General features: G+C 70.0%; 26 protein-coding genes and 1 pseudogene. 10 read left to right on the top strand and 17 right to left on the bottom strand.

Going from position 1 to position 26,065, the window contains the following annotated elements; all coding sequences use genetic code 11:
• The first annotated feature begins 65 nt into the window (after positions 1–65).
• Positions 66–716, top strand: coding sequence for a TetR/AcrR family transcriptional regulator (locus G6N51_RS27920; protein WP_083173921.1), 651 nt, complete (start codon positions 66–68; stop codon positions 714–716).
• 71 nt (positions 717–787) lie between these two features.
• Positions 788–1,306: a GNAT family N-acetyltransferase gene (locus G6N51_RS27915; protein WP_083173960.1), complete on the top strand. Its 519-nt coding sequence runs from the start codon at positions 788–790 to the stop codon at positions 1,304–1,306.
• Here G6N51_RS27915 and G6N51_RS27910 read toward each other — a convergent pair.
• Both G6N51_RS27910 and G6N51_RS27905 read right to left on the bottom strand, forming a co-directional pair.
• The gene (locus G6N51_RS27910; protein ID WP_083173922.1) at positions 1,224–2,684 is read right to left on the bottom strand and encodes a flavin-containing monooxygenase; all 1,461 of its coding nucleotides are present in this window, start codon (positions 2,682–2,684) and stop codon (positions 1,224–1,226) included. The genes G6N51_RS27915 and G6N51_RS27910 overlap by 83 nt on opposite strands.
• A gap of 9 nt (positions 2,685–2,693) precedes the next feature.
• On the bottom strand, positions 2,694–3,155 hold the full coding sequence (locus tag G6N51_RS27905; RefSeq protein ID WP_083173923.1) for an SRPBCC family protein: 462 nt from the start codon (positions 3,153–3,155) through the stop codon (positions 2,694–2,696).
• Positions 3,156–3,255: 100 nt separating this feature from the next.
• Here G6N51_RS27905 and ald point away from each other — a divergent pair, with 100 nt between their 5' ends.
• Positions 3,256–4,371, top strand: a complete 1,116-nt coding sequence (ald, locus tag G6N51_RS27900; protein ID WP_083173924.1) for an alanine dehydrogenase — start codon at positions 3,256–3,258, stop codon at positions 4,369–4,371.
• On the opposite strand, the gene G6N51_RS27895 is transcribed toward ald, so the two are convergent.
• The 4 genes from G6N51_RS27895 to rpsO form a co-directional block, all read right to left on the bottom strand.
• Positions 4,368–5,393: a nitronate monooxygenase gene (locus G6N51_RS27895; protein WP_083173925.1), complete on the bottom strand. Its 1,026-nt coding sequence runs from the start codon at positions 5,391–5,393 to the stop codon at positions 4,368–4,370. The genes ald and G6N51_RS27895 overlap by 4 nt on opposite strands.
• Before the next feature lie 4 nt (positions 5,394–5,397).
• A complete protein-coding gene (locus tag G6N51_RS27890) occupies positions 5,398–6,765 on the bottom strand; it encodes a M16 family metallopeptidase (protein WP_083173926.1) in 1,368 nt (455 codons plus the stop codon).
• Positions 6,752–9,034, bottom strand: a complete 2,283-nt coding sequence (locus G6N51_RS27885; protein WP_083173927.1) for a polyribonucleotide nucleotidyltransferase — start codon at positions 9,032–9,034, stop codon at positions 6,752–6,754. The genes G6N51_RS27890 and G6N51_RS27885 overlap by 14 nt, the downstream gene beginning before the upstream one ends.
• Positions 9,035–9,380: 346 nt before the next feature.
• Entirely contained in the window at positions 9,381–9,650 is a 270-nt protein-coding gene (gene rpsO, locus G6N51_RS27880; RefSeq protein ID WP_067199669.1) for a 30S ribosomal protein S15, read from the bottom strand.
• Between the two features lie 97 nt (positions 9,651–9,747).
• Here rpsO and G6N51_RS27875 point away from each other — a divergent pair, with 97 nt between their 5' ends.
• Together G6N51_RS27875 and G6N51_RS27870 are read left to right on the top strand one after the other, a co-directional pair.
• Positions 9,748–10,041 (top strand): ArsR/SmtB family transcription factor, encoded by a 294-nt coding sequence (locus tag G6N51_RS27875; protein WP_083173928.1) that lies wholly within the window; start codon positions 9,748–9,750, stop codon positions 10,039–10,041.
• Between the two features lie 3 nt (positions 10,042–10,044).
• Positions 10,045–10,239: pseudogene (locus tag G6N51_RS27870) on the top strand (SRPBCC family protein); the annotation flags it as partial.
• A gap of 42 nt (positions 10,240–10,281) precedes the next feature.
• On the opposite strand, the gene G6N51_RS27865 reads toward G6N51_RS27870, so the two are convergent.
• Entirely contained in the window at positions 10,282–11,259 is a 978-nt protein-coding gene (locus G6N51_RS27865) for a bifunctional riboflavin kinase/FAD synthetase (RefSeq protein ID WP_083173929.1), read from the bottom strand.
• Positions 11,260–11,385: 126 nt separating this feature from the next.
• Here G6N51_RS27865 and mntR point away from each other — a divergent pair, with 126 nt between their 5' ends.
• Positions 11,386–12,096 (top strand): manganese-binding transcriptional regulator MntR, encoded by a 711-nt coding sequence (gene mntR, locus G6N51_RS27860; protein WP_083173930.1) that lies wholly within the window; start codon positions 11,386–11,388, stop codon positions 12,094–12,096.
• Here the strand turns inward: mntR and G6N51_RS27855 are convergent.
• From G6N51_RS27855 to G6N51_RS27835, 5 genes are read right to left on the bottom strand one after another with little or no spacing between them, the layout of a single operon-like run.
• A complete protein-coding gene (locus G6N51_RS27855) occupies positions 12,093–13,349 on the bottom strand; it encodes an acyl-CoA dehydrogenase family protein (protein WP_083173931.1) in 1,257 nt (418 codons plus the stop codon). The genes mntR and G6N51_RS27855 overlap by 4 nt on opposite strands.
• A gap of 4 nt (positions 13,350–13,353) precedes the next feature.
• Positions 13,354–14,544 (bottom strand): lipid-transfer protein, encoded by a 1,191-nt coding sequence (locus G6N51_RS27850; protein ID WP_083173932.1) that lies wholly within the window; start codon positions 14,542–14,544, stop codon positions 13,354–13,356.
• Between the two features lie 46 nt (positions 14,545–14,590).
• Positions 14,591–15,490 carry a tRNA pseudouridine(55) synthase TruB gene (gene truB, locus G6N51_RS27845; RefSeq protein WP_083173933.1) on the bottom strand — a complete coding sequence of 300 codons (900 nt, stop codon included), beginning with the start codon at positions 15,488–15,490 and terminating at the stop codon, positions 14,591–14,593.
• A complete protein-coding gene (gene pptT, locus G6N51_RS27840; RefSeq protein ID WP_083173934.1) occupies positions 15,487–16,167 on the bottom strand; it encodes a 4'-phosphopantetheinyl transferase PptT in 681 nt (226 codons plus the stop codon). Before pptT ends, truB begins: the two co-directional genes overlap by 4 nt.
• Positions 16,164–17,141 carry a metallophosphoesterase family protein gene (locus tag G6N51_RS27835; protein WP_083173935.1) on the bottom strand — a complete coding sequence of 326 codons (978 nt, stop codon included), beginning with the start codon at positions 17,139–17,141 and terminating at the stop codon, positions 16,164–16,166. Before G6N51_RS27835 ends, pptT begins: the two co-directional genes overlap by 4 nt.
• Positions 17,142–17,288: 147 nt before the next feature.
• On the opposite strand from G6N51_RS27835, the gene G6N51_RS27830 reads away from it, so the two are divergent.
• Positions 17,289–17,873, top strand: coding sequence for a DUF3558 domain-containing protein (locus tag G6N51_RS27830; RefSeq protein WP_083173936.1), 585 nt, complete (start codon positions 17,289–17,291; stop codon positions 17,871–17,873).
• Between the two features lie 27 nt (positions 17,874–17,900).
• On the top strand, positions 17,901–19,631 hold the full coding sequence (locus G6N51_RS27825) for a CocE/NonD family hydrolase (protein WP_083173937.1): 1,731 nt from the start codon (positions 17,901–17,903) through the stop codon (positions 19,629–19,631).
• Here G6N51_RS27825 and G6N51_RS27820 read toward each other — a convergent pair.
• Positions 19,590–20,162 (bottom strand): DUF1802 family protein, encoded by a 573-nt coding sequence (locus G6N51_RS27820; protein ID WP_083173938.1) that lies wholly within the window; start codon positions 20,160–20,162, stop codon positions 19,590–19,592. The two genes, G6N51_RS27825 and G6N51_RS27820, sit on opposite strands and share 42 nt — an antisense overlap.
• Positions 20,159–20,428, bottom strand: coding sequence for a DUF2277 domain-containing protein (locus G6N51_RS27815; RefSeq protein WP_083173939.1), 270 nt, complete (start codon positions 20,426–20,428; stop codon positions 20,159–20,161). The genes G6N51_RS27820 and G6N51_RS27815 overlap by 4 nt, the downstream gene beginning before the upstream one ends.
• Positions 20,429–20,471: 43 nt before the next feature.
• On the opposite strand from G6N51_RS27815, the gene G6N51_RS27810 reads away from it, so the two are divergent.
• Both G6N51_RS27810 and G6N51_RS27805 read left to right on the top strand, forming a co-directional pair.
• Entirely contained in the window at positions 20,472–21,221 is a 750-nt protein-coding gene (locus tag G6N51_RS27810) for an enoyl-CoA hydratase (RefSeq protein WP_083173940.1), read from the top strand.
• 35 nt (positions 21,222–21,256) lie between these two features.
• Positions 21,257–21,838 (top strand): hypothetical protein, encoded by a 582-nt coding sequence (locus tag G6N51_RS27805; RefSeq protein WP_083173941.1) that lies wholly within the window; start codon positions 21,257–21,259, stop codon positions 21,836–21,838.
• Here the strand turns inward: G6N51_RS27805 and G6N51_RS27800 are convergent.
• Genes G6N51_RS27800 through infB form a run of 3 tightly spaced genes read right to left on the bottom strand, consistent with a single transcriptional unit; the run spans position 21,835 to position 26,037 of the window.
• Entirely contained in the window at positions 21,835–22,836 is a 1,002-nt protein-coding gene (locus tag G6N51_RS27800) for a DHH family phosphoesterase (protein WP_083173942.1), read from the bottom strand. The genes G6N51_RS27805 and G6N51_RS27800 overlap by 4 nt on opposite strands.
• Positions 22,811–23,269: a 30S ribosome-binding factor RbfA gene (rbfA, locus tag G6N51_RS27795; protein WP_083173943.1), complete on the bottom strand. Its 459-nt coding sequence runs from the start codon at positions 23,267–23,269 to the stop codon at positions 22,811–22,813. The genes G6N51_RS27800 and rbfA overlap by 26 nt, the downstream gene beginning before the upstream one ends.
• Positions 23,269–26,037, bottom strand: a complete 2,769-nt coding sequence (infB, locus tag G6N51_RS27790; protein WP_083173944.1) for a translation initiation factor IF-2 — start codon at positions 26,035–26,037, stop codon at positions 23,269–23,271. Before infB ends, rbfA begins: the two co-directional genes overlap by 1 nt.
• Positions 26,038–26,065: the final 28 nt, after the last annotated feature.

The following is a 26,065-nucleotide window of genomic DNA, read 5'->3' as shown; positions in this document are numbered from 1 at the left end:
AGGCCGGGCGGCCAGACCAAATCAAAGTACCCTCTATGAAAATGCGGGCGCGATAGGCTCGTCCGATGACGCGGCAGGTTAGCGCGGCCGGAACCGCGAGCCGGCGCCCCAACCGGCGTGGCAACGCGACGCGCGAGAGCATGCTCGAAGCCGCGCTCAAGTCGTTGGCGTCCGGCGACCCGGGTTCGGTGTCGGCCAATCGCATCGCCAAGGAGATCGGCGCCACCTGGGGAGCCGTGCAATACCAGTTCGGCGACACCGACGGCTTCTGGGCGGCGGTGTTGCACCGCACCGCCGAGCGGCGCGCGGCGACGTTCTCGACGCTGTCGGCGCCGATCTCGCCGGACGCGCCCCTGCGCGAGCGGGTCGGCGCCATCATCGACACCCTCTACGACGGTTTGGCGTCGCCGGACTCCCGCGCGATCGAGAACCTGCGGGCGGCGCTCCCCCGCGACCCCGCCGAGCTGGAGCGCCTGTTCCCGCGCACCGCCGCCGAGCTGTTCTCCTGGGGCAAGAGCTGGCTGGAGACCTGCCAGAACGCCTTCGCGGGGCTGGACGTCGACCCGGATCGGGTGCGCGAGGTGGCCGCCCTGATCCCGGGCGCGATGCGCGGGCTGGTGTCCGAACGCCAGCTCGGCTCCTACGCCGACCTGGATCTGGCCCGGCAGGGCCTGACCAACGCGCTGGCCGCCTACCTGGAGCAATCCCGCCCGTGATGACGGGTGACATCTTGAGTGACGTCACGATCCGCCGTGCCGGACCGAACGATTTCGCCCGCGTCGCCGAGATGCACTACCCGGTCTGGCGGCAGTCCTGGACCGGCATACTGCCCGACTCGACCCTCGACGTTCTCGGATCACCGCGGCGCTGGGCGATACTGGCGTACCCGCGAATCCTGCAACGCCGCGGCTGGAGCATGTGGGTCGCGGAATCCGCTTCCGGGACCATCGGAATGACGATCTTCGGCCCGGATCCCGCCAACCCCGAGCAGGTCGAGCTCGACTCGCTGTACGTCGCGGCGGAATGCCAACGGCACGGGGTCGGACGCCGCCTGCTCGCCACGGCTCTGGCCGAATGCCCTTCGGGTGACGTCGTCTTATGGTGCGCGGAACGCAACGCGCACGCGCGGACCTTCTACGAGAGGAACGGCTTTCACGTCGACGGCCGCACCCTGGACTGGGAGCCGCTACCCGGCGTCAAGGTCGCCCATCTGGGCTACCGGCTCAACCGGCGGCGACGCGCCGGCGCAAGTCGTACTGTCCGAGATCGGGGTTCGCCAGCATGGCGCGATGTTCGGCCGGCGTGAAGGGCCACACCTCGGGCACCCCGTCTTTGTTCAGGTACCAGCTGTGACAACCGGTGGTCCACACCGTGTCCGGCATCGCGGCGCGCAGCTTGGCGTTGAAGTTATCGGTCGCGGGCCAGGTGGGCTCCACCGTGTCGAACTCCCCACCGCGCCAACGTTGAATCCATCGCACGATGTGGTCGGCCTGCGATTCGGCGACCGTCGTCAGCGCGAGATTGCCGACCGGGCTGTGCGGCCCCAGCATCATGAAGAAGTTCGGGAAGCCCGGCAACGCCACGGTCTGGTAGGCCCGCGGACCGTCGCGCCAGACGTCGTCGGCCGCGATGCCGTCGCGGCCGATCAGCTGCATCGGCCGGAAGAACGCGTGGGTGTCGAATCCGGTGGCGAGCACGATGACGTCCGCCTCGTGCAGGACGCCGTCGTCGGTCACGATGCCGCGGCGCTCCACGTGGTCGATGGCGGCGGTCACCAGGTCGACGTCGTCGCGCTGGACGGCGCGGTAGAAGCCATTGGACATCACCAGCCGCTTGCACATCGGCGTGTAGTCGGGGGTCAGCGCCCGGCGCAACTCGGGGTCGCGGACCTCGCGCAGGCTGGCGCGGCACAGCCCTCCCATGATCTTTCGGCGCAGGCCCGGCTTGGTCAGCCCGACGGCGAACAGGTCGTAGCAGAAGCTGTAGCAACGGTAGGCCAACCGGTCGAGCCAGCCGAACCTGTTGTGGGTGATGTTGGTGAGCCTGCTGTATCGGGGGTTCGGCAGCCGCAGCACCCACTGCGGGGTGCGCTGAAAGAGCATGACCCGGCCCGCCGCACCCGTCAGGCCGCAGACGAGCTGCACTCCCGTCGAACCGTTGCCGATGATCGCGATCCGCCGGCCCCGCAGTTCGACGGAATGATCCCAGCGAGCCGAGTGAAAAGCGTTTCCGCCGAAGTCATTCAGGCCGGGGATCGACGGCAGGCGCGGGTGATGGAGCACGCCGGTGGCGCAGATCAGGAAGTCGACGGTCGACTCCGCTCCGGCCTGCGTGCGCAGCCGCCAGCGGCCGTCCTCGAATTGCGCGTGGGAGATCTCGGTGCCGAACCGGATGCGGTCGCGCAGGCCGAAGCGGTCGGCGACGTCGCGGAAGTAGTCCTGGATCTCGCCGCCGGGCGAGAATAGGTGCGACCAGTTGGGATTTCGGGCGAACGTGTACTGGTAGACCCGCGACGGGATGTCACAGACCAGACCGGGGTAGGTGTTTTCCCGCCAGGTCCCGCCGACCTCGTCGGCCTTCTCGTAGAGGGTGACGTCGGTTATCCCGGCGCGCAGCAGGGCAATCGCGACGCACAACCCCGACATTCCCGCACCGACGACGGCTACGGCGGGGTCGCGTCGCATGGTCGCCGGCTACTCGGACTCGGCGCGCTGCTTGAGGCGCTGCAAGGTGAGCCGGATGTGTTCGGCGTTGGCGGCCGCGCGATCCGGAACGCCGGTGGCCTTGCCGGCGAGCTTGCGGAACCAGCCGGGCCTGCGGTCCCAGGTGCTTTCGGTGACCCGGCAGCCGCCATCGGCCGCGACGATGTCGTATTGCCAGCGCGCGATCGGGACGACGGTGTGCCGCACGTCGAACGCGAAGACGCGACCCGGTTCGGCATCGGTGACCGTGCAGGTGGTGCGCCAGCGCCGCTTGCTGCTTGCGTTGTGACCGGTGAACACGGCCCCCCGACGGGGGGCACCGCCTTTGCGCCATTCCATCGCCACCGCCTCCTCGGCGAACGAGGCCAGCGTGGGCAGGTCGGTGATGAGTCGATACACCAGGTCGGGGCGGGCATCGACCTGCACGGTCGCCGTTACGCACGGGTCGGTCATCGGCCGATCATAGCCAGCACGCGCGCGGTTTCACCTCGATTGCGGCCCATCGGAACTTTCTCCACACTTGAGTGCGAACTTCCCAACGCGAGGGGCAACCATGCGAGTCGGCGTACCGACCGAAACCAAGACCAACGAGTTCAGGGTGGCCATCACGCCCGCGGGAGTCACCGAACTGACCCGCCGCGGCCACGACGTGCTCGTGCAGGCCGGGGCCGGTGCGGGAGCGTCCATCCCCGACGAGGAGTTCAAGGCGGCGGGCGCCCAACTGGCCGACTCCGCCGAACGGGTGTGGGCCGAGGCCGACCTGCTGCTCAAGGTGAAGGAGCCGATTCCGGCCGAATACGGCCTCCTCCGGCGCAGTCAGGTGCTCTTCACCTATCTGCACCTGGCCGCCTCGCGCGCCTGCACCGAGGCGCTATTGGCTTCCGGCACAACGTCGATCGCGTATGAGACCGTGCAGGGCGCCGATGGCACCCTCCCGTTGTTGGCCCCGATGAGCGAGGTAGCCGGGCGGCTCTCGGCGCAGGTGGGCGCCTACCACCTGATGCGCACCCACGGCGGGCGCGGAGTGCTGATGGGCGGGGTCCCGGGCGTCAAACCCGCCGACGTCGTGGTGATCGGCGCGGGCACGGCCGGCTACAACGCGGCGCGGGTCGCGGGCGGCATGGGCGCGAGCGTGACGGTTCTCGATGTCAACATCAACAAGCTGCGACTGCTGGACGCGGAGTTCGGCGGACAGGTCCGCACCCGCTACTCCTCGGCGTACGAGCTGGAGGGCACCGTCACGCGCGCGGACCTGCTCATCGGGGCGGTCCTGTTGCCGGGCGCTAAGGCGCCCGAACTCGTTTCGAATTCTCTTGTCGCGCAGATGAAACCGGGCGCGGTACTGGTGGACATCTCCATCGACCAGGGCGGCTGCTTCGCGGACTCCAGGCCGACCACGCACGACGATCCCACGTTCACCGTGCACGATAAGCAGTTCTACTGCGTGGCGAACATGCCCAGCGCGGTGCCCAAGACCTCGACCGTGGCCCTGACCAACGCGACCATGCCGTACGCGCTCGAACTGGCCGACCGGGGCTGGCAGGCCGCGTGCCGAGCGGATCCCGCTCTGGCGAAAGGTCTTTCGACGCACGACGGCGGGCTCCTGTCCGAACGGGTGGCCGCCGACCTGGGCTTGCCGTTCACGGATCCGGCGAGCCTGCTGGCCTAGTCGGTCTCAACCAGACTGGCGATGATGTCGGCCACCGGCCCGGGTTGGGCCTCCTTGAACGACGTTCCGGCCCACAGCGGTATCCCGTTCGGGTCCTCCATCGCGGCCGCCGCCTCCCGGATCGGGGAGGTCATCTGGTTGACCTCGGGGTAGCCCAGGGGCGCCACGTTGTCGAGCAGGCGGGTGAAGTTGTTCTCCAGGCCACGCGCGTAGCGACCCGAGAAGGCGCGGGTGACGACGGTGGTGCCGAAGACCGGGTTCTTCAGGGCGGTGCGGTGCGCGGTGCTGGTGCCGGCTTCGTCGCTGAGCAGCAGCGCGGTGCCGACCTGTGCGGCCACCGCGCCCCGGTGCAGCACGGCGGCGACGTCCCGCGCGTTGCCCAGTCCGCCGGCCGCGACGACCGGGACGTCATGCGCATGGCGGATGCGATCGATCAGGTGATGCAGCGACTCACTGCCGGGCTCCATGTCGGGCGCGAAGGTGCCCCGGTGCCCGCCCGCCTCCGGGCCCTGGACGATCAGGCTGTCCGCGCCGGCGGCGACGGCCACCCCGGCCTCGTACGCCGACGTCACCGTGACCATGACCAACAGGCCCAGTGCCCCCAGCCGCCGGATGACGTCGGGCGGCGGGACGCCGAAGGTGAACGACACCAGTTCGGGCCGCACGTCGGCCACCACTTCGAGCTTGCGCTCCCAGTCGTCGTCGTCGCCATATTGCGGGTGGCCGACCTCGACCTGGTAGTAGTCGGCGATCTCTTCGAGTTCCTCGGCGTAGTAGTCCAGCGCCATCCAGTCGGCCACGCTGGGCTGGGGGACGAACAGGTTGACACCCAGCGGGCCGGTGGTGGCCGCGCGGGCGGCGGCGATGTCCTCGGCGAACCGCTCCGCGCTGCGGTGGCCGCCCGGGACGAAGCCGAGCCCACCCGCGTTGGACACCGCCGCGGCCAGTTCGGGCGTGCCCGGTCCACCGGCCATCGGCGCACCCACGATGGGCACCATGATGTCCCAAAAGCCCAGTACCACGGAGCTAATTTACCATCGCCCGAAGTTGTTGGGGCAGTGACCGTTTGGAGGCATACGGCCCCAGGACGGCGGCGCCGTAGGGCTGGGTCAGCAGCCGGCGGGCCACCGCGTTGACCTCCTCGACGGTCACTTGGTCGATCTTCCGCAGGGTCTGCTCGATGCTGCGGTGTTCGCCGTAGTTCAGCTCGTTGCGGCCGAGACGGCTCATCCGGGAGCTGGAGTCCTCCAGGCCGAGGACCAGGCCGCCGCGCAACGACCCCTTGGCGATCCGGCACTCCGCCTCGGTGATGCCGTCGCGAGCCACCGACTCGAGGACGTTATTGGTCACCTGCATCACCTCGGCGAACCGCTCGGGCTGACAGGCGGCATAGACGGACAGCGCGCCGCTGTCGGCAAAGATGTCCACCGTCGAGTAGACCGAGTAGGCCAACCCACGCAGTTCGCGAACCTCTTGAAACAGCCGGGAACTCAGGCCGCCGCCCAGCGCGCTGTGCAACACCGACAGCGCCCAGCGGTGCCGCCAGCTACGGCCGGGGGTGCGCACGCCCAGGGAGACGTGGGTCTGCTCGGCATCCCGGTTGCCCAGCGTCAAACCGGGCCGTCCCCTCACCCGTCCGGCGCCCTTGCGCGGGGCGATGGGCCGGCGCCCCCGGACCAGGTGCGGCCCGAAGTGCTCGCGCACCAGCGCGACGACCTCGTCGTGGACGACATTGCCGGCCACCGCGACCACCATGCGTTCCGGCGTGTAGCGCCGCACGTGAAACGAGTGCAGCTGGGTACGGGTCATCGACGACACCGACTGGGCGGTGCCGATCACCGGCCGTCCCACCGGGTGGTCGCCGAACATCGCGCCCAGGAACATGTCCCCGAGCGCGTCCTCGGGATCGTCGTCCCGCATCGCGATCTCTTCGAGCACCACGTCGCGTTCCAGCTCGACGTCGTCGGCAGCGCAGCGACCGTTGAGCACGACGTCGGCCACCAGGTCGACGGCGAGCTCCAGGTCGCTGTCCAGGACGTGCGCGTAGTAGCAGGTGTGTTCCTTGGCGGTGAAGGCGTTCAGCTCCCCGCCGACGGCGTCCATCGCCTGCGCGATATCCACGGCGCTTCGGGTGGGCGTCGACTTGAACAGCAGATGCTCGAGAAAGTGCGCCGCGCCCGCCACGGTGGCACCCTCGTCGCGCGATCCGACGCCGACCCAGACCCCGACGGACGCCGAACGCACCGACGGCAGGTACTCGGTGACGACCCGCAGGCCGCCCGGAAGCGTGCTGCGGCGCAGCGCGGATTGGCGGTCCGATTCCGCCGTGGCAGTGTGCTTGCCCCGCCGCAACGCAGCGTCAGCCGCTGGCCTTCCCTGGTCAGCTCGCGGCATCGGCTGGCGCGGCCTCCTGCGGAGCCCCGGCCTCGGCCGGGGCGTCGGCTGGGGCGGCGCCGTCTTCCTCGACCAACACGAGGGAGATCTTGCCGCGCTTGTCGATGTCGGCGATCTCGACCCGCAGCTTGTCGCCGACGTTCACGACGTCCTCGACCTTCGCGATGCGCTTGCCCTTGCCCAGCTTGGAGATGTGGACCAGGCCGTCGCGTCCCGGCAGCAGCGACACGAACGCGCCGAAATCGGTTGTCTTGACCACGGTTCCGAGGAACCGCTCGCCCACGGTCGGCAGCTGCGGGTTGGCGATCGCGTTGATCTTGTCGATCGCGGCCTGCGCCGAGGGCCCGTCGGTGGCGCCGACGAACACGGTGCCGTCGTCCTCGATGGAGATCTGCGCGCCGGTCTCCTCGGTGATGGCGTTGATGACCTTGCCCTTGGGGCCGATCACCTCGCCGATCTTGTCCACCGGGACCTTGATCGTGGTCACCCGCGGCGCGTAGGGGCTCATCTCGTCGGGCTCGTCGATGGCCTCGGCCATCACCTCGAGGATGGTCAGGCGCGCGTCCTTGGCCTGCGCGAGCGCACCCGCCAGCACGTGGGACGGGATTCCGTCGAGCTTGGTGTCCAGCTGCAGCGCGGTGACGAACTCCTTGGTGCCGGCGCACTTGAAGTCCATGTCACCGAACGCGTCCTCGGCGCCCAGGATGTCGGTGAGCGTGACGAAGCGCCGCTCGGACTTGCCGTCGACGTCCACGTCGTCGGAGACCAGGCCCATCGCGATGCCGGCGACCGGCGCCTTGAGCGGCACGCCGGCGTTGAGCAGCGCGAGCGTGGACGCGCACACCGATCCCATCGACGTCGAGCCGTTGGAGCCCAGCGCCTCGGACACCTGACGGATGGCGTACGGGAACTCCTCGACGCTGGGCAGCACCGGGATCAGGGCCCGCTCGGCGAGCGCTCCGTGCCCGATCTCGCGCCGCTTGGGCGAGCCGACCCGGCCGGTCTCGCCGGTGGAGAACGGCGGGAAGTTGTAGTGGTGCATGTAGCGCTTGGAGGTTTCCGGCCCCAGCGAGTCGATCTGCTGGGCCATCTTGACCATGTCCAGCGTGGTCACGCCCAGGATCTGGGTTTCGCCGCGCTCGAACAGCGCGCTGCCGTGCGCCCGCGGCACCACGGCCACCTCGGCGCTCAGCGCGCGGATGTCGGTGATGCCGCGGCCGTCGATGCGGAAGTGGTCGGTGAGGATGCGCTGGCGGACCAGCTTCTTGGTCAGCGACCGGAACGCCGCGCTGACCTCCTTCTCGCGGCCCTCGTAGGTCTCGGCGAGCCGCTGGGCCACCTCGGCCTTGAGCTCGTCGGTGCGCTGGTCGCGCTCGGCCTTGCCGCTGATCGTCAGCGCCTTGGACAGCTCGTCGGTGGCCACCGAGGCCACCGAGTAGTAGACGTCCTCGCCGTACTCGGGGAAGACGGGGTAGTCGCCGGTGGGCTTGGCGGCCGCGTCGGCCAGCTCCTGCTGGGCGGTGCACAGCGCGGCGATGAACGGCTTGGCCGCCTCCAGGCCCTCGGCCACGACGCTTTCCGTCGGCGCCTGGGCGCCGCCCTCGACCAGCTCGATGACGTTCTCGGTGGCCTCGGCCTCGACCATCATGATGGCGACGTCAGCCTTGCCGTCGCGTTCGCCGACGATGCGGCCGGCCACGACCATGTCGAACACGGCGCGCTCGAGCTGCTCGACCGTGGGGAACGCGACCCAGGTGCCGTCGATCAGCGCGACCCGCACGCCCCCGACGGGGCCGGAGAACGGCAGCCCGGAGATCTGGGTGGACGCCGACGCGGCGTTGATGGCCAGCACGTCGTACAGGTCGTTGGGGTCCAGGCTCAGGATCGTCACGACGACCTGGATCTCGTTGCGCAGGCCGCTGACAAACGACGGCCGCAGCGGGCGGTCGATGAGCCGGCAGGTCAGGATGGCGTCGGTGGAGGGCCGGCCCTCGCGGCGGAAGAACGAACCCGGGATGCGGCCCGCGGCGTACATCCGCTCCTCGACGTCGATGGTCAGCGGGAAGAAGTCGAAGTGCTCCTTGGGGCTCTTGCTGGCGGTGGTCGCCGACAACAGCATGTTCTCGTCGTCGAGGTAGGCGACGACGGCGCCGGCGGCCTGCTGGGCCAGCCGGCCGGTCTCGAAACGGATGGTGCGGGTGCCGAAGCTCCCGTTGTCGATGGTGGCGGTTGCCTCGAACACGCCTTCTTCAATTTCAGCGACAGACATAGGTGTCCGTACGGCCTCTCTGGGTATTCAGCTTTTTTGCGTCGTCACGGGCAGGTGACCGGGGAGCTTCCTAAGGAGAGGAAAGAGTCTGAATGCGGCTACGGCCGTCGATCGAAGCGGCCGACCTGCCCCGGATGCGGAGAGCCCGGCAGCCACTACCGAAGACCGCCCGATACAGACCGGGCTGCTCCCTGGTGACGTGCACAGTGACACGCTGGAACGGCGCACGCGGATCTGCGTGACCGCACCGTGTGCTCGGGCCGAGCCGGCCCAGAACGCTCTCACTCTACACGGGCGGACCTGGCCCACCAGTAGGGCTGGAGCACTTGGCGGTCTCCCGCCCGGGTCAGCGGCGCAGACCCAGGCGCTCGACCAGCGAGCGGTACCGCTCCACGTCGATCTGAGCGACGTACTTGAGCAGCCTGCGCCGCCGTCCGACCAGCAGGAGCAGTCCCCGCCGCGAGTGGTGATCGTGCTTGTGCACCTTCAGGTGCTCGGTCAGGTCGGCGATCCGCTTGGTCAGCAGCGCGACCTGCGCCTCCGGGGACCCGGTGTCGGAGTCATGCAGGCCGTAGGTGCCCAGGATTTCTTTCTTTTGCTCGGCGGTCAGCGCCACGAACATCTCCATCAATCGGTGCCGCGAAAAATTTGTCAGCCGTGGCCGCCGCGGACTGCAGCGCACGCCGTATCGGGGGGCGAGTCTATCAGCGGCGGTGACGTCGGCCGAAATCGCAGGCCGGCGCCGGACGCTGGCCGGGGAACACTCGGTGTCCACGCTGGCGGGCAAGTACGAGATGAGCTTTGCGGCGGTGCAGAAGCACGTCGCCGTGCTCGAGAAGGCCGGACTGATAACCAAACGGCGCAGCGGTCGCGAGCAGTTGGCCAGCGGGGACGTGACGGCCGTGCGGTCGGTCGCTTCCATGCTGGGCGAGCTGGAACTCCTCTGGCGCGGTCGCATCGCGCGCGTCGACGAGCTCATCGCATCCGATCGAACCGAAGGGGACTGAACCTTGCCCGTCACCGACGTCCAACACGATCCCGAGAACCTGACGCTGACCATCACCGCCGAGTTCGCCGCGCCGGTGCAGCGGATCTGGCGGGTCTAAGCCGGCCCGCGTCAACTGGAGAAGGTGTGGGGACCGCCGTCGCATCCGGCGACCGTCGTCGACCACAGCCTCACGCCCGGAAGCCGCACGACGTACTTCAACCAGATCGACGACCTGGTCGCGTCCTGAACCGCGGCGAAATCAGCCCTGCGCCGAGAGCATCGTGCGGGCCCGGTCGGTGTCGTTGCCCATCGCCTCGATCAGGGCCTGCACCGAGTCGAACTTGCGCTGTCCGCGGATGCGCGCGACGAAGTCCAACGCCACATACTGGCCGTAGAGATCGGCGGTCGTGTCCAGGACGAAGGCCTCGACGGTGCGGGTGCGTCCGGAGAAGGTCGGGTTGGTGCCGACGGACACCGCGGCCTGGTAGCGCTCGCCCGGGACGACGGTCCCGGTCACCGGCCCGTGGCCGAGCAGGGTGAACCAGGCGGCGTACACGCCGTCGGCCGGGATCGCCGAATACATCGGCGGCGCGACGTTGGCGGTGGGGAATCCCAGCTCCATGCCCCGCCCCTCGCCCCGGACGACGACGCCCTCGACGCGGTGCGGTCGGCCCAGCGCCTCCATGGCGGTCACCACGTCGCCGGCGTCGACGCAGGATCGGATGTAGGTGGAGGAGAACGTGACCGTCTCGTTGCTGTGGTGTTCGGACAGCAGCGACATCGACTCCACCGCGAACCCGAAGCGCTCCCCGGCGCGCCGCAGGGTCTCGACGTTGCCGGCCGCCTTCTTGCCGAAGGTGAAGTTCTCGCCCACCACGACCTCCACCACGTGCAGGTGCTCCACCAGCAGCTCGTGGACGTAGCGCTCCGGGGTGAGCTTCATGAAATCGCTGGTGAACGGCATCACCAGGAAGACGTCGATGCCCATCTCCTCGACCAGCTCGGCGCGCCGCGCCAGCGTCGTCAGCTGTGCCGGATGGCTGCCGGGGTAGACCACTTCCATCGGGTGCGGGTCGAAGGTCATCAGCACGGTCGGCACGTTGCGCGCCCGCCCGGCCTTCACCGCATGGGCGATCAGTTCGGCATGGCCCCGGTGCACACCATCGAACACGCCGATGGTGAGCACACATCTGCCCCAGTCCGTGGGGATCTCGTCTTGGCCGCGCCACCGCTGCACGACCGCAAGCCTACGGCTCCCCGTCGCCGACCGGGAGATCCGCCGCCGCGAGGGTGGCGTGGAGCACACGATCGGGCGTGGGTTGCCTAAACTTTGTCGTTGTGAGGGGTCGTCAGGAGAGTCGTCGTGCGGGCTGACGAGGAGCGTGGCGGTCTCACCGCGGTCGGCCAGGATTACCTCAAGGTCATCTGGAACGCCCAGGAGTGGTCCCCCAAGGACGCGCCGCGAAAGGTCAGCACCAAGATGCTGGCCGAGAAGATCGGGGTGTCGGCCAGCACGGCCTCGGAGTCGATCCGCAAACTCGCCGAACAGGGCCTGGTCGACCACGAGAAATACGGGGCCGTGTCCCTGACCGAGGCGGGCCGGCGCGCGGCGCTGGCGATGGTGCGCCGGCATCGGCTCCTGGAGACCTTCCTGGTCAACGAGCTCGGCTACGGCTGGGATGAGGTGCACGACGAGGCCGAGGTCCTCGAGCACGCGGTATCGGATCGGTTGGTGGCCCGCATCGACGCCAAGCTGGGGTTCCCGCAACGCGACCCGCACGGCGACCCGATCCCGGCTTCGGACGGGCAGGTGCCCACCCCGCCGGCCCGCCAGCTGTGGGCGTGCGTCGACGGAGACACCGGAACCGTGGCCCGCATCTCCGACGCCGACCCGCAGATGCTGCGCTACTTCGCCGACGTCGGCATCAATCTCGACTCGCGGCTACGGGTGCTCACCCGCCGCGAGTTCGCCGGCATGATCTCGGTGGCGATCGAATCCGGCGACGGCGCGGAGACGACGGTCGACCTGGGCAGCCCGGCCGCGCGGGCGATCTGGGTGACTGCGTCCACCTAGCTCAACAACCCCTTGGCGATGTGGGTGACCTGGACCTCGTTGCTGCCCGCGTAGATCATCAACGACTTCGCGTCGCGGGCGAGCTGCTCCACCCGGTACTCGGCCATGTAGCCGTTGCCGCCGAAGAGCTGGACGGCCTCCATCGCGACGTCGGTGGCCGCCTCCGACGAGTACAGCTTGATGGCCGAGGCCTCGGCCAGCGTCAGCGGTTTGCCCGCCTGCTGCCGCTCGATCGTGTGAAACACCATGTTCTGCACGTTCATTCGGGCGATCTCCATCTTGGCCAGCTTGAGCTGGATCAGCTGGAACTGCCCGATGTTCTTGCCCCACAGGGTGCGCGTCTTCGCGTAATCGACGCAGAGCCGGTGACATTCGTTGATGATGCCCAGCGCCATCATCGCGATCCCGATCCGCTCGGCGGCGAAATTGTCACGCGCGCTGTCGCGACCGTCCCCGCCGGCGTGCTGCTCGCTCTCCCCCAGCAGCCGGTCGCGGCCCAGCCGCACGTTGTCGAAGAACAATTCGCCCGTCGGCGACGACATCATGCCCATCTTCTTGAACGGCTTGCCCTGCGTCAGGCCCGGCATGCCGGAGTCGAGCACGAACACCAGCACCGGCCGGTTGCGCCTGCCCTGCGTGTCCGGGGATGAGCCGTCGTCGAGTTTGGCGTACACCACCAGGACGTCGGCGTAGGGCCCGTTGGTGATGAAAGTCTTCTGCCCGTTGAGGAGGTAGTCGTCACCGTCCCGTCTGACGGTGGTCTTCATGCCGCCGAACGCGTCCGAGCCGGAGTCCGGCTCGGTGATGGCCCACGCCGCGATCTTCTCCAGCGTCATCAGCCCGGGCAGCCAGCGTTCCTTCTGGGCCAGCGTGCCGCGGCTCATGATCGTTGTCGCCCCCAGGCCGAGGCTGACCGAGACGGTGCTCAACAACCCGATGCTCACGCCGGCGAGCTCGGAGACCAGCATGGCGACCATCGACGCCTGGGCGGCCATCCCGCCGGGACTGCCTGCGCCGGAAGGCTCTTCGTCGCGCGCGTGGCCCGCTTGCCTGGCGCGCTCGCGCTCCAGCATCGACTTGACCGATTCGGCGGCCATGACGTCGAGACCGAACTGGCTGAAGAGCTTGCGCGCGATCGGGTACGGCGACATCGCACCGGTTTCCAATTCGTCGAGGTGCGGACGAATCTCTTTGTCGATGAACTGACGGACCGCATCCCGGACCATCAGGTCCGCGTCGGACCACTCGATCATCGGGTCAGCGTTCGGCGCGCTGATAGGCGGTGACGACGGCCGCGCCACCCAGCCCGATGTTGTGTTGCAGTGCGGCGCTGACGTTTTCGACCTGACGCTTGTCGGCGGAGCCGCGCAGCTGCCATGTCAGCTCGGCGCACTGCGCCAGCCCGGTGGCACCCAGCGGATGGCCCTTGGAGATCAGGCCGCCCGACGGGTTGACCACCCAGCGCCCGCCGTAGGTGGTGTCGCCGTTGTCGATCAGCTTGGGCGCCTCGCCCGGGCCGCACAGACCCAGCGCCTCGTACAGCAGCAGCTCGTTGGCCGAGAAGCAGTCGTGCAGCTCGATCACCTGGAAGTCCTCGGGACCCAACCCGCAGCGGTCGTAAACCTGTTGTGCGGCCTGAACATTCATGTCGTAGCCGATCAGGTTCTTGGCGCTGCCGTCGAAGGTCGACGCGAAGTCGGTCGTCATCGCCTGGCCGACGATCTCCACCGCCTGGCCGGCCAACCCGTGGCTGTCGACGAAGCTCTCCGAGGCCAGGATCGCCGCGCCGGAACCGTCGGACGTCGGCGAACACTGCAACTTGGTCAGCGGGTCGGAAATCATGCGCGCGGCCAGGATGTCGTCGAGAGTGTATGACTCTTGGAACTGCGCGAACGGGTTGTTGACCGAGTGCTTGTGATTCTTGTAGCCGATCTTGGCGAAATGCTCTGCGGTGGTGCCGTATTGCCGCATGTGCTCGCGGCCGGCGGCGCCGAACATCCACGGCGCGACGGGCATCGCGAACTCGTCGATCTCGGCCATCGCCTTGACGTGTTTGCCCATCGGCGATTCGCGGTCCTGGGCTCCCCCGCTCAGCGCGCCGGGTTGCATCTTCTCGAAGCCGAGCGCGATCGCGCAGTCGACGATCCCGCCGCGGATGGCCTGGGCCGCCAGGAAAAGCGCGGTCGAACCGGTCGAGCAGTTGTTGTTGACGTTGACGATCGGAATGCCGGTCATGCCGAGCTCGTAGAGCGCTCGCTGCCCGGACGTCGAATCGCCGGCGACGTAGCCGACGTAGCCCTGCTGCACCTCGCGGTAGTCCACGCCGGCGTCGGCCAGGGCATTGGTCCCCGACTCCCGTGCCATGTCCGGGTAGTCCCAGCCCTCGCGGCGGCCCGGCTTCTCGAATTTCGTCATGCCGACGCCGACCACATACACCTTGTTGGACATAGCGCGCCCCTTACTTCGACAGGCTTGAGGAGATCCGCGTCACAGCCTATTCCTCCAGCGTCGCCGGGCGGATCACGACCACCGATTTGGTGCGCGGCCCCTCGTCGCGCAGCAGCGCGATCACCCGGCCGTCGGGGCCGCGGCCGGCGTAGACGCCGTCGATGCCGGCCGGCGACAGCGGGCGCCCGTTGGCCGTCGCCTCGGCCTCGTCGGCGGTCAGGTCGCGGCGGGGAAAGGTCAGCAGGCACGCCTCGTCCAGGGTCAGCGACAGCCCGGGCCGCTCGGCCAGGTCGTCGAGCGTGCGGGCCTGCTCGAGAGTGAAGCGCCCGACGCCGGTGCGCCGCAGCGCCGTCAGGTGCCCGCCCACGCCGAGCGCGGCACCGACGTCGCGGGCCAGCGCGCGGATGTAGGTTCCCGACGAGCAGTCGACCTCCACGTCCACGTCGAGGAACCGGCCGTCGGACCGGACGTCGAGCACCTCGAACCGGTCGATGCGCACCGGCCGGGCCTGCAGTTGGACGGTCTGACCCTCGCGGACCAGCCGGTAGGCGCGCCGGCCGTCCACCTTGATCGCGCTGACCGCCGACGGCACCTGCTCGATGTCGCCGCGCAGGCCCGCGACCGCGGCGGCGATCGCCTCGCGCGTCAGGTGCGCGGCCGAGACGCTGTGCAGCACTTCGCCTTCGGCGTCCTCGGTGGAGGTGGTCTGGCCGAGCCGGATGGTGGCGGCGTAGGACTTGGAGGCCGCCGTCAACAGGCCGAGGGTCTTGGTGGCACGGTCGACGCCGATCACCAGCACGCCGGTGGCCATCGGGTCCAGCGTCCCCGCGTGGCCCACCCTGCGGGTGGCGAAGATGCGACGGCAGCGCGCCACCACGTCGTGGCTGGTCATCCCGGCCGGCTTGTCGACGACGACGATGCCGGGCCCGGTAGGGCTTTGCGTCATAGCACGATCGCGGTCAGCACCAGCCCCCGCTCCACCGACCACCGGCCCCTCAGCGCGGTCAGCGGGGGGCCGTCGAGGGCCTGGCCGTCGATCAGGATCTTGGACACGAACACCCCGGTCGTGCCCCGGTCGGGCGGGTCGAGGTCGAACACGATGTGGGCGTCCTCGAAACCCAGCCAGCGCTTGGTCAACGGAAACCAGGCCTTGTACGTCGCCTCCTTGGCGCAGAACAGGATTCGGTCCCAATGCAGGCCTTCGGGCAACGTCGCGAGTTCGTGCCGCTCCTCCGGCAGGCTGATCGCGTTCAGCACGCCGTCGGGCAGCACGTCGTGCGGTTCGGCGTCGATGCCCACCGAGCGCACCGCTTCGGCGCGTCCCACCACCGCACCGCGGTAGCCGGTGCAGTGGGTGAGGCTGCCCACCACACCGTCGGGCCAGCACGGTTCGCCCTTCTCGCCCTTGAGGATCGGCACCGGCGGCAGGCCGAGCTCGCCCAGCGCGACGCGCGCGCAGTGCCGGACGGTGATGAATTCGTTGCGCCGCTTGGCCACCGACCTGGCGATCAGCGGCTCTTCCTCGGGCAGCGGGGCAAGGTCGGGCGGATCGGTGTAGACCTCGGAGTACGCCAGACCGTCGGATGCCGGCAGCACCGAGGAAACCAGCATCTCCCCGGTCATCGTGATTGCCGCTGCCGCAACCGTTCCCGGAACTGGGCGGCCTGCTGCCGCATCTCGGGAGTGATCTCGAAGTGACCGCCGAAGTCGTTGAGGTAGCCGGGCGCGTATTGCGGATCGGGCAACACCTGGCGCAGCCAGCTGTGCGGCTTGCGGCGCCGCCACTCCCGTGGGTAGCCCACCGACACCTCCTCGAAGCGCACGTCGTCGTACCAGGTGGTGCGCGGGATGTGCAGGTGACCGTAGACCGAACACACGGCGTTGTAGCGGGTGTGCCAGTCGGCGGTCTTGGTGGTTCCGCACCACAGCGAGAACTCCGGGTAGAACAGCGCGTCGCAGGGCTCGCGGACCAGGGGGAAATGGTTCACCAGGACGGTCGGTGTCATCCAGTCGAGCTTCTCGAGACGGGCCCGCGTGGTGGCGAGCCGCTCCCGGCACCAGGCCTCCCGGGTGGGGTACGGCTCCGAGGACAGCAGGAACTCGTCGGTGGCGACCACGTTGCGCTCCCGCGCGATGGTCAGGCCCTCGGCTTTGCTCGTCGCCCCCTCGGGCAGGAAGCTGTAGTCGTACAGCAAGAACATCGGCACGATCGTCGCCGGGCCGCCGCGCTCGGTCCACACCGGGAAGGGATGCTCCGGCGTGACGACGCCCATCTCGTCGCACATGTTGACCAGGTAGTCGTAGCGGGCCTTGCCGAAGATCTGCACGGGGTCACGCGTCGTGGTCCACAGCTCGTGGTTGCCGGGCACCCAGATCACCTTGGCGAACCGCCGGCGCAGCAGGTCGAGTGCCCACCGGATCTCGTCGGTGCGCTCGGCGACGTCGCCGGCGACGATCAGCCAATCCTCCGGCGAGGACGGGTGCAGCGATTCGGTGACCGGCTTGTTGCCCAGGTGTCCGGTGTGCAGATCGGACACGGCCCACAGCGTCGGCTGCCCCCCGTTGGTCGATTCGTGCCCCGCATTTTGACCAGCCACGATTAACCAGACTAATGACCCGTGGGCGTCGGCCGGTCGGGGCGGGCCCTTGCCCGCGGCATTGGAACGTGTTCTTGTTTCACTGTGGTCTCGGCGACGCGACTTGTACACTCCCGGGCAAGGAGCGCCGAGCCGTCAGGGGGTGTCGTGTTCGCCAAGGTGCGTCTGATCGGGGCGGTCGGAGCCCTCGTCGCGGCGGCCGTAGCAGGCACGGCGGGCTGGCAGGGCGCCGCGCCGGGCCCGACGGGCGGCGGGCGCGTCGAGCTGCGCTCGACGGCGGCGCCGCTGGAAACCACCATGAAGAGCCCGATCGTGGCGACCACCGACCCGCGGCCGTTCGACGCGTGCGAGGACATCCCGTTCGACGCGGTGCAGCGGCTCGGGCTGGCCTTCACGCCGCCCGAGCACGAAGACGGCCTGCGCTGCCACTTCGACGCGGGTAACTACCAGCTGGCCGTCGAGCCCATCATCTGGCGCACCTACGAGGCGTCGCTGCCGGCCGACGCCGTCGAGACCACGATCGCGGGCCACCGCGCCGCGCAGTACTGGGTGCTCAAGCCGACGTATCACAACAGCTACTGGTATTACTCCTGCATGGTCGCGTTCAAGACCAGCTACGGCGTGCTGCAGCAGGCGCTCTACTACTCGACCGTCTACTCCAACCCCGAGGTCGACTGCATGTCCACCAACCTGCAGCGCGCGAACGACCTCACGCCCTATTACAAATTCTGACGGCGGCCCGGCCTTAACCTGGGCACCGTGAGTATCACCTCGACGCGCGCCGTCCAGCCCTCGCTGCACACGCTGCGACACCTCGGCGGCAAGGCCGTCGGCCGGCTGCTGGGCCTGCCTGCGGCGACCACCGATTACGCCGTGGAACGGGTCCGGGTGCCGATGCGCGACGGCGTCGAGCTGGTGGCCGATCACTACGCACCAACCACCGCGGCGGCGGCCGGCACCCTGCTGGTCCGGGGTCCCTACGGGCGCGCCTTCCCGTTCTCGCTGGTGTTCGCGGCGCTGTACGCGGCGCGCGGCTACCACGTCGTGCTGCAGAGCGTCCGCGGCACGTTCGGCTCCGGCGGGGATTTCGAGCCGATGGCCAGCGAAGCCGCCGACGGCGCCGACACGGTGGCCTGGCTGCGCGAGCAGCCCTGGTTCACCGGCCGCTTCGCCACCGTCGGCCTGTCCTACCTCGGATACACCCAGTGGGCGCTGCTCACCGATCCGCCGCCGGAGCTCGCCGCCGCCGTCATCACCGTGGGGCCGCACGACTTCAACGCCTCGGTGTGGGGCACCGGCTCGTTCGCGATCAACGACTTCCTGGGCTGGAGCGACATGGTCGCCCACCAGGAGGATCGGGTGCGCGCCCGGTCCGCGCTGCGCCAGCTGCAGAACCGCCGCCACGTGACCCGGGCGGCACTGGGGCTGCCGGTGGGCGAGACGGCCCGGGCGCTGCTCGGCGCCGGCGCGCCGTGGTTCGAGTCGTGGGTCGAGCACGCCGACCCCACCGATCCGTTCTGGGACAGGCTGCGCTGCGGCGACGCCCTGGACCGCGTCGACGTGCCCGTCCTGCTGATCGGCGGCTGGCAGGACATCTTCGTCAGGCAGACGTTGCAGCAGTACGGGCATCTGCGCCGGCGGGGCGTCGACGTCGCGCTCACCATGGGCCCGTGGACGCATACCCAGCTGCTCACCACCGGGCTGAGCACGTGCGTGCGGGAGTCGCTGGACTGGCTGGGCAGCCACCTCGGTGGTGCGCCCGGCCCGCACCGGCCCAGCCGCGTCCACGTCTACGTCACCGGCTCCGACAAGGGGCAGGGGTGGCGCAACGTGGCCGACTGGCCGCCCGCCACCACCGAGCGCGCGCTGTATCTGCGGCCCGGCGGCCACCTGGGCGAGACCGCGCCGACGGACCTGACGAGGTTGGCGCCGGCGACCTTCCGCTACGACCCCGCCGACCCCACGCCCACCACCGGTGGCCCGCTGCTGTCGCCGAACGGCGGTTATCGCGACGACAGCCGGCTCGCGTCGCGCGACGACGTGCTGGCCTTCACCAGCCTGACCCTCACCCACGACGTGTGCGTCTACGGCAGCCCGGCCGTCGAGCTGGCGCACGGCACGGACAACCCGCATGCCGACCTGTTCGTGCGGGTGAGCGAGGTCGACGCCAAGGGCCGGTCGACGAACGTCAGCGACGGCTACCGGAGGCTCGGGGCGATCGCCAAGAACTCGAGGAAGACCGTCCGGGTCGAACTCGACGGCATCGCCCACCGCTTCCGCGCCGGCTCACGCATCCGCGTGCTGATCGCCGGCAGCTGGTTTCCCCGCTACGCGCGCAACCTGGGCACCGGCGAGCCGACCTTGACCGGCCGGCAATCGAAGCCGGTCACCCACACCGTGCGCTACGGGCGCTCCCGGTTGCTGCTGCCCGTCGGCCCGGGTGACCTGTCAGGCAACGGCGCGGCGGACGCGGGCGGCGACCTCGGCTAGCGCGGCCTCGTCATGAACGGGGTCGCACATCGGCGGCCCCAACGGCGCGTGCACCGGCAGCTCCACCCAGCTCTTGCACCCGCCGTGGTCGGGGGTCCGGGCGATCTCCACCGGCTCGGCCAGCGGGTGCACCGACACCACCAGCACGGCCAGTTTGCGCTTGGGGCGGAAGTCGAGCCGGTCGGCCCGCACCGACTCGGCGGTCCAGATGTGCAGATCCTCGATCGCCGCGAGGCCGTCGGGCCGGTCAACCTCCACCGCCGCAACGACTTTCGCGGCCGCTCGGAGCACCAAGCGATCGTCGGTGCTGTCGGCGGCGGCCGCTTCCAGCAGATCGCGATGCTCGGGCCGGACGCGCTCCGCGTGGCTGTGCGCGACGGTCGGGAACAACAGGAACTCGCGGGCGGCCAGTTCGAACCGCTTCTCCCCGATGCCGCCCTTGCGCAGCAGCACCCGCTGGCGGCCGTCCAGCAGGGCGTGCACGGCCGCGCTCCACTCCTTGAGCGCGGGCATCGTCGCGGTGTGCGTCATTGCGCGCCGGCCAGCCGGGCGGCCACCTCGGGCCGGCGCAGGGGCGGGACGGTCTTGGGCGGCTGCCGCCGCGCGGGCAGGGTCGCGAGCAACCGCGTCGTCGCCTCGGTGACGTCGGCCACCGCCGCCTCGAAGGCCTCGGCGTTCGCCGCCGAGGGTCGGGTGATCCCGCTGACCTTGCGCACATATTGGCGCGCCGCCGCCGCGATCTCCTCGGGGGTGGCCGCCGGCTGAAGCCCGCGCAACTCGGTGATGTTCCGGCACATGCCTCAACGATAGGCGCGGCCGGCGACCCTTTACGGTGATCTCATGAGCGACGACATCCTGCTGATCGACACCGACGAGCGGGTGCGCACCCTGACCCTCAACCGGCCCCAGTCCCGCAACGCGCTGTCTTCGGCGCTGCGGGACCGGTTCTTCGGGGCCCTGGCCGACGCCGAAACCGACGACGACGTGGACGTCATCATCGTCACCGGCACCGACCCGGTGTTCTGCGCGGGCCTGGACCTCAAGGAGTTGGGGGGTTCCTCGGCGCTTCCGGACATCTCCCCGCGCTGGCCACCACTGAGCAAGCCGGTCATCGGTGCCATCAACGGCGCCGCGGTGACCGGCGGGCTGGAGCTCGCCCTGTACTGCGACATCCTGATCGCCTCGGAGAACGCCCGGTTCGCCGACACCCACGCCCGGGTGGGCCTGCTGCCCACCTGGGGGCTGAGCGTGCGGTTGCCGCAGAAGGTGGGCGTCGGCCTGGCCCGGCGGATGAGCATGACCGGGGACTACCTGTCCGCCGCCGACGCGCTGCGCGCCGGGCTGGTGACCGAGGTGGTGCCGCACGACCGGCTGCTGAGCGCCGCCCGCGCAGTGGCGGCGTCGATCGTCGGGAACAACCAGGACGCGGTGCGCGCGCTGCTGGCCTCCTACCACCGCATCGACGATGCGCAGACCGGTGCGGGGCTGTGGCTCGAAGCGACGGCCGCCCGCCAGTTCCGGACCAGCGGCGACGACATCGCCGCCAACCGCGAGGCGGTGCTGCAGCGCGGGCGGGCGCAGGTCCGCTAGGCGCGTGAACTGAGGGCAACCAATACGATCAGCTGATGCGCGCTGTCATCGACGTCATCGTGCGGGTGCTCGCGGGCGCCGCAACCCTCGCGGTGGCCGCGGTCGCGGGACCCGCACCGCACGCGGCCGCCCTGCCGCCGCCGGGATTTCCGAACCTGGACGCTTTCGCACCGGTCCCGGCGGACGGCTACGTGACCGGCACCGGGCCGGGCACGCCACCCCGGATCAGCTTCTCCACGCCCTACTCGCTGGCGTGCGACTTCTACGGCGGCCCGGCGCCGGCGCCGCAGCCGTCACAGGACATCAGGTGCAAGGGTGACATGCCCGGCATCGACGACGTCCCCGTTCTCGGCGGACGCCCGCATCCGGGCGATTGCCTGGTGGGTTCGGCCGAGTTCAAGGGTCCCGGCTACCAGTTGAGCCGCATGTCCTACGGCGGATGCGACGGCAACCCGGCCGTCCTGCCGCCGGGCGGCAAGTTGCTGGGCGCGGGGCAGAAGTTGACCTACCTGAACGTCACGTGCGCGGTCGGTGCCGACAACCTGGTCGCCTGCCTGGACACCACCAGCGGGGACCACGGGTTCGTGCTGCAACGCTCGGGCAGCTGGGCGTTCTAGCCCAGGGCCGTGCGCAGCGACGCCACGACGTCGTCGATCGGGCCGCTCGTCGAATAGCCCGCCGCCAGCCGGTGGCCGCCGCCGCCGAATGCGGACGCGACCGCCGCCAGGTCCACGTGGGCCTTGGCGCGCATGGACACCGACCACTGCTGCGGTTCGACCTCCTTGAACACCGCGGCCACCTCGGCCTGCTGCGTGGTGCGCACGACGTCGACGATGCTTTCGACTTCCTCGGGGCGCGAAGTCACCCAGTCGTGGTGTCCGACAACGGCGTACACCAGCCCACGGCCGCCCACCGCGTCGGGCAGCAACTGCGCCGAGCCCAGCACGCGGGACAGCAGCGGCAACCAGGTGAAGGGGTGGCTGTCCATCAGCGTTCGGCTGATCGCCGCGTTGTCGACGCCGGTGTCGACCAGCCGGGCCGCCAGCCGAAGGGCGCGGGCACTGGCCCAGCGGAACGATCCGGTGTCGGTCGTCAGCCCGGCGTAGATGCAGTGCGCGACGTCGGGGTCGATGGGCTTGTCCCAGGCGTCGAGGATGTCGGCGATCATCATCGTGGTCGAATCCGCCGACACGTCAACGAAGTTGGCGGTCCCGAACTCCTCGTTGGAGGCGTGGTGGTCGATCACCAGCAACTCCTGGCCCCGGCGGGCCAGGCCGCTCAACGCGCCCAGCCGCTTGACGCTCGGAACATCAACGGTGACAACCAAATCGACGTCGCGCCGCATCGCGTCCGCACCGACCAGCAGCCAGCACCCGGGCAGCGACGACAGCGACTCCGGCAGCGTCGCCGGCTCGGCGAAGCCGACCTCGACGCGCTTGCCGCACCTGTCCAGCACCAAGCCCAGCGCCAGGCCCGCGCCGATGGTGTCGGCGTCTGGGTGGACATGGGCGAGCACCGCGACCGTCTCGGCGTTCGACAACAGCTCGACTGCGCCCCAGACGTCGACGCGCGCCCCGGCGCCCGCTACCTCAGTCTTCGGGTCGATCGCCGTCATCGGCGTCCCTCACGCGATATGGATCGGCTTCACCGGCCGGCTTGGCGCCGGAGCGGACCCGCTCCAGGTCGGCGTCCGCGGCGCGCGCCCGCGCCAGCAACTCGTCCATCCGCGCCACGGTGTCCAACGTGGTGTCGCGGGTGAATGTCAGGGTGGGCGTGAAGCGCACGCCGGTGCCGGCCCCGACCATGGTGCGCAGCGCGCCCTTGGCCCGTTCCAGCGCCGACGCGGCGGCGGCGTAGTCCGGCTCGTCGTCCAGGGTGGGGCCCATCACGGTGTAGAACACCGTCGCGTCGTGGAGGTCGGCGGTGACCTTCGTGTCGACGATGGTCACCCCGTCGAGGCCCGGATCCTTGATCTCGAACTCGATCGCCGAGGCGACGATCGTGTTGATGCGTTTGGCCAGTCGGCGCGCCCGGGCCGGGTCGGCCATCAGGCGCGCTCCTTCTCGACGAGCTCGTAGGACTCGATGATGTCGCCTTCCTTGATATCGGAGTAGCCCAGCGTCATACCGCACTCGAAGCCCTCGCGGACCTCGGTCACGTCGTCCTTCTCCCGGCGCAGCGAGGTGATCGAGAGGTTGTCGACGACCACGATGTTGTCCCGCAACAGCCGAGCCTTGGCGTTGCGGCGCACCACCCCCGAGCTGATCATGCAGCCGGCGATGATGCCGACCTTGGAGGACCGGAAGATCGCGCGGATCTCGGCCCGCCCCAACTGGTTCTCCTCGTAGATCGGCTTGAGCATCCCGCGCAGGGCCTTCTCGATGTCGTCGATCGCCTGGTAGATCACCGAGTAGTAGCGGATCTCGACACCCTCGCGGTTGGCCAGCTCCGTCGCCTTCCCCTCGGCGCGCACGTTGAAGCCGATGATGATGGCGTCCGATGCCGACGCCAGGTTGACGTTGGTCTCCGTGATGCCACCGACGCCGCGGTCGATCACGCGCAACATCACCTCGTCGTCGACCTGGATGCCCATCAGGGCCTCCTCCAGCGCCTCGACGGTACCGGCGTTGTCGCCCTTGAGGATCAGGTTCAGCTGGCTGGTTTCCTTCAGCGCCGAGTCCAGGTCCTCCAGGCTGATCCGCTTGCGCGACCGTGCCGCCAGCGCGTTGCGCTTACGGGCGCTGCGCCGGTCGGCGATCTGGCGGGCGATGCGATCCTCGTCGACGACCAGGAAGTTGTCGCCCGCGCCCGGGACCGACGTGAAGCCGATGACCTGCACCGGCCGCGACGGCAGCGCCTCCTCGACGTCGTCGCCGTGCTCGTCGACCATGCGGCGGACCCGGCCGTAGGCGTCGCCGGCGACGACGGAGTCGCCGACCCGCAGGGTGCCGCGCTGCACCAGCACCGTGGCGACCGGGCCGCGACCGCGGTCCAGGTGCGCCTCGATCGCCACACCCTGGGCCTCCATGTCGGGGTTGGCCCGCAGGTCCAGGGCGGCGTCCGCGGTCAGCAGCACCGCCTCCTCGAGCGCCTCGATGTTGGTGCCCTCCTTCGCCGAGATGTCGACGAACATCGTGTCCCCGCCGAAATCCTCTGCGACCAAACCGTATTCGGTGAGCTGGGCCCGGATCTTGGCCGGGTCGGCGCCCTCCTTGTCGATCTTGTTGACGGCCACCACGATCGGCACGTCGGCCGCCTGCGCGTGGTTGATCGCCTCCACCGTCTGCGGCATCACGCCGTCGTCGGCGGCGACCACCAGGATCGCGATGTCGGTGGCCTTCGCGCCGCGGGCACGCATGGCGGTGAACGCCTCGTGACCCGGGGTGTCGATGAACGTGATCAGCCGCTCGCTGCCCTCGAAGTCGACGCCCACCTGGTAGGCACCGATGTGCTGGGTGATGCCCCCGGCCTCGGCCTCGCGCACGCTGGCATTCCGGATGGTGTCCAGCAGCCGGGTCTTACCGTGGTCGACGTGACCCATCACGGTCACCACCGGCGGCCGCGTCTGCAGGTCTTCCTCGGTGCCCTCGTCCTCGCCATAGGTCAGGTCGAAGGATTCCAGCAGCTCGCGGTCCTCGTCCTCCGGGCTGACGACCTGGACGACATAGTTCATCTCGCTGCCCAGCAGCTCGAGCGTCTCGTCGCCGACCGACTGGGTGGCCGTGACCATCTCGCCGAGGTTGAACAGCGCCTGCACCAGCGAGGCCGGGTTGGCGTTGATCTTGTCGGCGAAGTCGGAGAGCGACGCACCGCGGGCCAACCGGATCGTCTCGCCGTTGCCGTGCGGCAACCGCACGCCGCCGACGACGGGCGCCTGCATGTTCTCGTACTCGGCGCGTTTCGCCCGCTTCGACTTGCGGCCACGCCGGGGCGCACCGCCGGGACGGCCGAACGCGCCGGCGGCGCCGCCGCGCTGACCGGGACGGCCACCGCCGCCACCGCCACCGGGACGGCCGCGAAAACCTCCCGGACCGCCACCGCCGGGCGGGGCGCCGACTCCGCCGCCACCGCCGCGGTAATTGCCGCCGCCGCCGTCGCGGCCGCCGGGCCCGCCGGGCCGGCCACCGCCGGGGCGCGGGGCGCCGGGCCGGGCCGGGCGGCCCTGACCCGCGGCACCGCCGGGACGCGGCGGCATGTTGCCGGGTGACGCCCCGGGCCGCGGACCGCCGGGCCTCGGCGCACCGGGCCGCGGCGCCATGGGCCGCGGGATCGGCCGGTCGACGGGCTGCGCGGAGGAGAACGGGTTGTTGCCGACGCGCGGGGTGCGGACGCCGGGCTTCGGCGCCGGGCCGGGCCGGGGACCCGGCGTCATGCCGGGATGGGGACCGGGCTGGGCCTGGGGCTGGCCGGTCGGCTGCCCGGGAGCGGGCGGCTGCGGCTGACCGGGTGCGGGTTGGCCGGGCACCGGACCGGGACGCGCGGGCGCTTCCGCGGGCGCGGCTTGGGCGGGGGCGGTGGTCGTACCGCCGGCGGGCGCGCCGGCCGCTTCGCCGTTGCCGATGGCCTTGTCCAGGGCCTGATCGAGCGATTTGTCCGGCCCCTTGACGGGGGCCTTCGCGGCCGCCTTGGGCGCGGCCTTTTGCGGAGCCGCCTTGCCGCCCCCGAACGATTCGCGCAGTCGGCGGGCGACCGGCGCCTCCACCGTCGAGGATGCGGACTTTACGAATTCGCCCTGTTCATTGAGCCGGGCGAGAACTTCCTTGCTGCTGACACCGAGTTCCTTAGCCAACTCGTGTACGCGGGCCTTACCTGCCACTACATCTCCTGTCTAAGAGGCGACAGTC

The organism is Mycobacterium paraseoulense (assembly GCF_010731655.1).
Lineage (GTDB): Bacteria > Actinomycetota > Actinomycetes > Mycobacteriales > Mycobacteriaceae > Mycobacterium > Mycobacterium paraseoulense.
The sequence above is the reverse complement of the archived record's forward strand: the minus strand, read 5'-3'. Positions and strand labels throughout refer to the sequence as shown.

Excerpts from the sequence above, each read along its gene's own strand:
- G6N51_RS27920 (WP_083173921.1), top strand. The coding sequence starts at position 66 with ATGACGCGGCAGGTTAGCGCGGCCGGAACCGCGAGCCGGCGCCCCAAC.
- G6N51_RS27915 (WP_083173960.1), top strand. The coding sequence starts at position 788 with ATGCACTACCCGGTCTGGCGGCAGTCCTGGACCGGCATACTGCCCGAC.
- G6N51_RS27910 (WP_083173922.1), bottom strand. The coding sequence starts at position 2,684 with ATGCGACGCGACCCCGCCGTAGCCGTCGTCGGTGCGGGAATGTCGGGG.
- G6N51_RS27905 (WP_083173923.1), bottom strand. The coding sequence starts at position 3,155 with ATGACCGACCCGTGCGTAACGGCGACCGTGCAGGTCGATGCCCGCCCC.
- ald (WP_083173924.1), top strand. The coding sequence starts at position 3,256 with ATGCGAGTCGGCGTACCGACCGAAACCAAGACCAACGAGTTCAGGGTG.
- G6N51_RS27890 (WP_083173926.1), bottom strand. The coding sequence starts at position 6,765 with ATGCCGCGAGCTGACCAGGGAAGGCCAGCGGCTGACGCTGCGTTGCGG.
- G6N51_RS27885 (WP_083173927.1), bottom strand. The coding sequence starts at position 9,034 with ATGTCTGTCGCTGAAATTGAAGAAGGCGTGTTCGAGGCAACCGCCACC.
- G6N51_RS27855 (WP_083173931.1), bottom strand. The coding sequence starts at position 13,349 with ATGATCGAGTGGTCCGACGCGGACCTGATGGTCCGGGATGCGGTCCGT.
- G6N51_RS27850 (WP_083173932.1), bottom strand. The coding sequence starts at position 14,544 with ATGTCCAACAAGGTGTATGTGGTCGGCGTCGGCATGACGAAATTCGAG.
- truB (WP_083173933.1), bottom strand. The coding sequence starts at position 15,490 with ATGACGCAAAGCCCTACCGGGCCCGGCATCGTCGTCGTCGACAAGCCG.
- pptT (WP_083173934.1), bottom strand. The coding sequence starts at position 16,167 with ATGACCGGGGAGATGCTGGTTTCCTCGGTGCTGCCGGCATCCGACGGT.
- G6N51_RS27820 (WP_083173938.1), bottom strand. The coding sequence starts at position 20,162 with ATGACGCACACCGCGACGATGCCCGCGCTCAAGGAGTGGAGCGCGGCC.
- G6N51_RS27815 (WP_083173939.1), bottom strand. The coding sequence starts at position 20,428 with ATGTGCCGGAACATCACCGAGTTGCGCGGGCTTCAGCCGGCGGCCACC.
- G6N51_RS27810 (WP_083173940.1), top strand. The coding sequence starts at position 20,472 with ATGAGCGACGACATCCTGCTGATCGACACCGACGAGCGGGTGCGCACC.
- G6N51_RS27805 (WP_083173941.1), top strand. The coding sequence starts at position 21,257 with ATGCGCGCTGTCATCGACGTCATCGTGCGGGTGCTCGCGGGCGCCGCA.
- G6N51_RS27800 (WP_083173942.1), bottom strand. The coding sequence starts at position 22,836 with ATGACGGCGATCGACCCGAAGACTGAGGTAGCGGGCGCCGGGGCGCGC.
- rbfA (WP_083173943.1), bottom strand. The coding sequence starts at position 23,269 with ATGGCCGACCCGGCCCGGGCGCGCCGACTGGCCAAACGCATCAACACG.